The 5,369-nt window shown below is 34.8% G+C and carries 5 protein-coding genes; 1 reads left to right on the top strand and 4 read right to left on the bottom strand.

The genetic code is table 11. The features are described 5' to 3' along the window. Nucleotides 1-70: 70 nt before the first annotated feature. The 3 genes from V7024_RS12875 to V7024_RS12885 all read right to left on the bottom strand — a co-directional run bounded on the left by V7024_RS12875 (nucleotide 71) and on the right by V7024_RS12885 (nucleotide 2,615). The gene (locus V7024_RS12875; RefSeq protein WP_335520520.1) at nucleotides 71-871 is read right to left on the bottom strand and encodes a sulfite exporter TauE/SafE family protein; all 801 of its coding nucleotides are present in this window, start codon (nucleotides 869-871) and stop codon (nucleotides 71-73) included. 113 nt (nucleotides 872-984) lie between these two features. Next, nucleotides 985-1,983 carry an inorganic phosphate transporter gene (locus V7024_RS12880; RefSeq protein ID WP_335520523.1) on the bottom strand — a complete coding sequence of 333 codons (999 nt, stop codon included), beginning with the start codon at nucleotides 1,981-1,983 and terminating at the stop codon, nucleotides 985-987. Nucleotides 1,984-1,994: 11 nt separating this feature from the next. Further along, complete coding sequence (locus tag V7024_RS12885) at nucleotides 1,995-2,615, bottom strand: DUF47 domain-containing protein (protein ID WP_098915380.1); 621 nt, start codon at nucleotides 2,613-2,615, stop codon at nucleotides 1,995-1,997. Nucleotides 2,616-2,919: 304 nt separating this feature from the next. Here V7024_RS12885 and V7024_RS12890 point away from each other — a divergent pair, with 304 nt between their 5' ends. Beyond that, nucleotides 2,920-4,953 (top strand): transglycosylase domain-containing protein, encoded by a 2,034-nt coding sequence (locus V7024_RS12890; RefSeq protein WP_335520527.1) that lies wholly within the window; start codon nucleotides 2,920-2,922, stop codon nucleotides 4,951-4,953. Between the two features lie 67 nt (nucleotides 4,954-5,020). On the opposite strand, the gene V7024_RS12895 is transcribed toward V7024_RS12890, so the two are convergent. Next, nucleotides 5,021-5,369 (bottom strand): hypothetical protein (locus tag V7024_RS12895; RefSeq protein WP_335520530.1); only part of this gene is annotated, 349 nt, incomplete at its 5' end.

A 5,369-nucleotide genomic window follows, 5' to 3' on the forward strand; every position in this document is an offset into this window, starting at 1 on the left:
TGTTATGTATTATTTTAGGTGTGTTTTTTTATACATGTATATAAAGAAACGCATTCTAAAAAAGAATGCGTTATAAAATAGAACTAATAATCAAGCGAGTGCCGAGAATAATTAAGGTAATACGTAATAAATTGATAATGGCATTACCACTTAATTTTGTATTAATATAAGCTCCCAATTTTCCACCAATCCATGCCCCGGGGATTAAAAAAAGAGCATAGAGCCAGCTAACATTACCAAGGTAAATGTGAGTTGCTGAATTTACAATTGAAGATAAAAGAACAATAAACATGGATGTAGCAACGGCGATTTGTGCCGGAAAAGAAAAAAGAAGCATCATTGCTGGAACTAATAAGGCACCTCCGCCAATCCCGAATAACCCAGAAATAAAACCTACACCAAATGAAATAATGATAGCAAGAAGAGGCGGAAACTGATAGGTGATGGTTTCTCCTTCTGAAGTTGTAAAGGAACGTTTAATAGTAGAACTGTTTGAAAGGGAGAGGGGTTTCAGTTTATCTCGTAGCATTAGTAAAATCGATACGAGAATAAGAAAGACGCCAAAATATAAAGAAAAAGATTCTTGATTTAAAAATTTATTTGCCCATGATCCGATGATTCCTCCAGGGCCACTCCCGATAAATAAAATAAGACCACTTTTGTAATCTACTCGTTTATGCTTCATATAAGTAAGGGTAGAAGCCAAACCTGTAAATACGACAGTAATAATTGAAGTACCGACGGCTAATTGCGGGGAAAGGCTATGTAAGCCAATCAGTAAAGGAACGATAATGATTCCACCACCAAGGCCAACTAGACTTCCAATCGTACCTGCTAATAATCCAACAAGTAGTAGCATAATATATTCCAACTGTAACATCTCCTCTTTTGTAGCAAATACATTATTCATTATACAACGTTTTGAATAAAAATGATGTATGTTCACAAAAAGGTCGCCTTCTACATAGAGAAGACGACCTTTTTTTAGAAAAGAAGATTTAATACGTAATAGCATAAAGCAGCTAATGAAGCTGAAATAGGAAGTGTGATAACCCATGTAATTAACATGCGTTTTGCAGTTCCCCATTTTACACCCTTTACGCGATGTGAAGCACCAACACCTAAAATAGAAGATGAAATAACGTGTGTTGTACTTACTGGTAAATGAATGAAAGTTGCGCCGAAAATAACAAGTGATGATGATAAATCAGCAGCTACACCATTTACAGGGCGGATTTTCATAATTTGTCCACCGACAGTTTTAATAATTTTCCATCCTCCAATAGAAGTACCAAGACCCATTGCAGTCGCACACGCGAGTTGGACCCAAAAAGGAATATCTGTTGAAGTGTGATAATTATTTGCAATAAGTGCCATTGTGATAATACCCATTGCTTTTTGAGCATCGTTTGTGCCGTGTGTGTAAGCTTGTAATGCAGCTGTGAATATTTGGAATATACGGAAATTTTTATTCGTTTTCGTCAGGTTAAAGTTTTTAAAGAAAACTTTAAAAATGCTATACACGATGTAACCAATGACGAAAGCGATAATTGGTGAAGTAACTAAAGCTTCAATAATTTTAATAAAACCTTTATAGTTTAATGAATGTATACCAGCAGCAGCGATAGCTGCCCCAGCAATAGCACCGATAATTGCATGAGATGAACTACTTGGAATTCCATAGTACCAAGTAATTAAGTTCCATGCGATGGCAGCAAGCAGCGCTGCTAAAATAACGAGACTACCATTTGGTAATGTAAATGGATCAACAATATCCTTTGTAATCGTCTTTGCTACACCCGTAAATGTCATTGCACCTAAAAAGTTCATAATAGATGCCATAAGAATGGCTTGTCGTGGCTTTAAAGCCTTTGTTGAAACAGCTGTTGCGATTGCATTTGCTGTATCATGGAATCCGTTAATAAAGTCGAAAGCTAAAGCACAAATGACAACTAAAACGGTTAAAATCAAGAGTGTATCCATGATCAAACTCCTTATGCGTTCTTCATAATAATTGTTTCTAAAACATTTGCTACGCTTTGACAGCTATCAGCAACTTCTTCTAGTTCTTCGTAAATTTCTTTGTATTGAATAATCTTAATCGGATCTTTCTCACGAGAGAACAAATGTTTAATCGCATGTCTACGAATATCATCACATTTGGATTCGTAATCTTTAATTTTGATTGCATTTGTACGAATATCGAGCAGTTTTTTATTTGACATCAATTCAATAGAAGAAGCAATTTCAATCGCACACTGATTAATTGCATCAACGAATTTAATCATGTACTCGTCTGCTTCTGTAATAGAGTACATCTCAAATAGACCAGCACTATGATCTAAACCGTCCAATACATCATCCATACTCATTGCAAGTTGCAAGATGTCTTCACGTTCAATTGGAGTAATAAACGCTTTGTTTAATTCCATAATGATTTCGTGAATATATGAGTCGCCTTTTGACTCATATTCTTTCATGCGCATGGAGAATTCTTTTAAATCACTTGCGTTTTTAATTTTGTACTCCACAAAAAATTGCGCGCCTTCTTTTAAATTTTCGGAAATATTCGTTAGCATTTCTGAAAATTTATCTTTTTTCGATTTGAAAACCATATTGTTACCCCCACCAAAAAATAGTTATGTAAAGCATATTGGCTAGTTCATTCTATCAAAAAGCTGTCGTTTTTTAAAACATTTTATCGAAAAGTTTACAAAAACTTAACATTAGACATATTGAAAAATTAGCAATATTAATAAAATATTAGTAATGTTCTCCTCTATAGAATGTCCTTTTCTCATAAAAAGTATGACTAATAAAGAGAGCTTATACTTGACGAATTATAGCGATATCATGGAAAATTTGTAAAGGTATAACGTACATATATACATTTGAAAGTAACATAGAGGAAGTGGATGAATGAAGTTCAGCAGCACTCATTTACAAAGAGTACGGGAGTGGTTCAAAAAAAGAAAAAAATTGCGAATCGCATTGTTAACGATAGGTTTTGTTTTCTTATCCTTGTTTATCTTTGTGAATATAATGATCACAATTCAAGATATTTCGGCATTAAAACAAGCAGTACCTCAGCCAACAGTTATTTATGATGCAAATAAAGAAGTAGCGGCGACATTGTCTTCTTCAAAAACGGATGGAATTAAACGAAAAGACATTCCAGATGTTATGGTGGAAGCTGTTGTCGCAGTAGAAGATAAAAAGTTTTATGAACATCGCGGTGTTTATTATAGCGGAATTTTTCATGCGATTGTTAAAAATATAACAGCAGGAGAAGTTGTTGCTGGAGGAAGTACAATTACACAACAGCTAGCTAAAAACGTATTTTTAACACAAGATCGGACGTTTTCACGAAAATTAAAAGAATATTTTATTGCAAAGAAAATTGAACGCACATATACAAAAGATGAAATCGTAGAGATGTACTTGAATCAAATTTATTTTGGTGAAGGAGCTTGGGGGATTAAAAAGGCGGCAAAAACGTATTTTGACAAAGAAGTAAAGGAATTGACGATTCCGGAAGCTGCTACTTTAGCTGGATTAATTAAAGCACCTTCTATGTACTCACCTTTTAAAGACTTTAATAAGTCGATTACAAGAAGAAATGTTGTTCTCTCGTTAATGAAGGAACAAGGGTATATTACAGAGAAACAATTTCAAATAGCAAAAGATGAAGGGCTTTCACTTCATCGCGGTGTCGAAGATAAATATAAAGGAAAGTACTCTCAATATGTTGATTACATTGTTCGAGAGGCAATGAATAAATATAAATTGACACAAAATGAAATTTTATCAGGCGGTTATCATATTTACACAGAATTGAATCCAAAAATGCAAGAAGCTACAGAAGAGGTTGTAAATAGTGATCATTATTTTCCAAATACTACTTCTGATCAGATCATGCAAATAGGTGTTGTGCTTATGAATCCCAAAACGGGCGGTATTCCAGCCCTTGTAGGCGGGAGAGGGACGTATCAATTTTTACAGTTTAATCATGCGGTACAACTAAAACGTCAGCCAGGTTCCACATTAAAACCCCTAGCAGTGTATACACCAGCATTAGAGCAAGGATATGAGGTATACGATGTCTTAAAAGATGAACCGCTTGAAATTAATGAATATAAACCAAAAAATAGCGGGAATGTATATCATGGTAATGTGACGATGTATGAGGCAATGGCTAATTCATATAATGTACCTGCTGTTTGGCTATTAGAACAAATTGGTTTAGAAAAAGGTTTGAAGTCTTTAAAACGTTTTGGTATTCCACTTCAAGAAAAAGACCGATCGTATGCGTTAGCGCTAGGAGGGATGAGTGAAGGCACCTCTCCTCTTGTTATGGCACAAGCGTATGCAACATTTGCAAATGATGGTGTACAAATGGAAGCACATGCGATTCGGGAAATTCAAGATGGTGAAGGGAATACAGTAGGAAAATGGTATAAAAAAGAAATTCATGTTACAGATGAAAAAACGGCACAAAAGATGACATACCTATTAAAAGGAGTTGTAGAGAAAGGAACCGGGAAAAAGGCGAAACTTAAAAATGCAGAGACTGCTGGAAAAACAGGCACAACACAATTAGCAGATGAATCAAATAACGGCTCAAAAGATTCATGGTTTGTTGGCTATACACCAGAATTACTTGCATCCATTTGGGTTGGTTACGATAAAACAGATAATGAACATTTTGTGCCGGCTGGTAGTCAAATAACGACAACAATGTTTCGCGACATTATGAATAAAGCAATTGGAAAGCCAATTCAAAAAAACTTTGATTTGTCTCTTATACCAGAAGCAGAGTATACAAAACAATTACAAACCATTGAAGAAGAAATGAAGCGAAAAGAAGAGAAAAAACGACAAGAAGAAAAACAAGGAAACGAACAAAAAGGGAGCTTGATGGATAAAATAAAGGAATGGTTTTCATCCTTTTAAGAAGTAGATCCCAGATTATTAAATAATCTGGGATCTATATATAGTTAGCACGGGGAGCGATATTGCTTTAGTCACAACGTCTTTCGCGTCGTTTACATTTCTTTCTTTTGCACGTATCTCTCTTACAATCTTGGTTACGTGTTTCATTATCATCGTTGTTATTAGCATCGTTATTATTTTCGTTATTGTTATCATTATTGTTGTTATCATCATTATTATTGTTATTATAGTTCCAACGCATGCTTTGAACATGGAACGTTGGTACATACGTAACCTGACCATCAACTTCTAGAAGAATATGATCTCTAGTACGGCCGACAACAATCCCTTCTATTTTTTTCGGACCTTGATTCAATTGAATTGTTTCTCCTCTTAGACGGCTAATAACACTTCCAAAACGGGTTCCGCTTACAATG

It is taken from the genome of Bacillus sp. JJ864, from assembly GCF_036963045.1.
In the GTDB taxonomy this organism is placed as follows: domain Bacteria; phylum Bacillota; class Bacilli; order Bacillales; family Bacillaceae_G; genus Bacillus_A; species Bacillus_A pseudomycoides_C.